Source organism: Halorubrum sp. AD140 (assembly GCF_034497445.1).
Classification (GTDB): Archaea; Halobacteriota; Halobacteria; order Halobacteriales; family Haloferacaceae; genus Halorubrum.
In genome coordinates, this window is sequence record NZ_JAXRUU010000325.1 from 1 (window position 1) to 1,063 (window position 1,063).

General features: G+C 74.7%; 2 protein-coding genes. Both read left to right on the forward strand.

Features of this window, described 5'->3' with window-relative positions:
* Window positions 1-445, forward strand: a 445-nt coding sequence (locus U4E84_RS18555; RefSeq protein WP_322533527.1) for a redoxin domain-containing protein, incomplete at its 5' end; no start/stop codon positions are given.
* A gap of 97 nt (window positions 446-542) precedes the next feature.
* Window positions 543-1,063: Gfo/Idh/MocA family oxidoreductase (locus tag U4E84_RS18560; protein ID WP_322533528.1), on the forward strand; the 521-nt coding region annotated here is incomplete at its 3' end.

Consider the following 1,063-nt stretch of genomic DNA (forward strand, 5'->3'; position numbering starts at 1 on the left):
CGAGTCGCACGACGCCGTCGTCGTCTGTACCGCGCCCGCGACGTTCGTGCCGGCGTGTACCGCCGCGTTCGCCGCGGTCCGCGACGCGGGCTGGGACGACCGCGACGACCTCGCCGTCGTCGCGCTGACGGGCGACTCGCTGTACGCGGGGTTCGCGTACGCCGACCGGTTCGACCTCCCGTTCCCGGTCGTCGCCGACTTCCACGGCGGCGTCGCCGGCTCGTACGACCTCCTCGCCGACTCGTGGGAGGGGCACTCCGACATCCCGCGCCGCGCGACGGTCGTGATCGACGGCGACTGGACGGTGCGGTTCGTCGAGGCGACGGGCGACCCGCTCGACCGCGCCGACCCCGCGCCCGTCGAGCGCGCGACCGAGGCCCTCCGCGAGATCGGTCTTGATGTCGACCGCCCGCAGGTGAACTACGACGGGCCGTGGGAGCGGTGACGCCGTCGAGGCCGGCGAGCCCTCGACCCGGCCGGTCCGCCGGCCCGCCCGACCGCGTCGCCGGGGTTATTTGACGCCGCCGCGCCGAGGGGTCGGCATGGAAGCCGCCCTCGCGGAGTACCTCGACGAGTTCACGCGCCGGGACTGGGAGACGCTCGAATCGGACGCCGTCACCGACCCCGTCCGGGTCGCGGTCGTCGGCCTCGGCTGGTTCGCCCGCGAGTGGGCCCTGCCCGGCATCGAGCGGTCGGCGTACACCGAGGCGACCGTCGTCACCGACGTCGACGCGGACGCGGTCGCGACGGTCGCCGCCGAACGCGACCTGACCGGCGTCACGCCCGAGGCATTCCGGTCGGGCGCCGTCGCCGACGAGTACGACGCGGTGTACGTCGCGACGCCGAACGCGACCCACTTAGAGTACGTCGAGGCCGCCGCGGCGCAGGGGAAGGCGGTCCTCTGCGAGAAGCCCGTAGAGGTGACGCCGGAGCGCGCCCGTCGGCTCGTGAGCGCCTGCCGCGACGCGGACGTACCGCTGATGGTCGGCTATCGGATGCAGACCGACCCCGCGGTCCGTCGGCTCCGCGAGCTCCTCGACGCGGGCGTCGCCGGCGAGGTGGT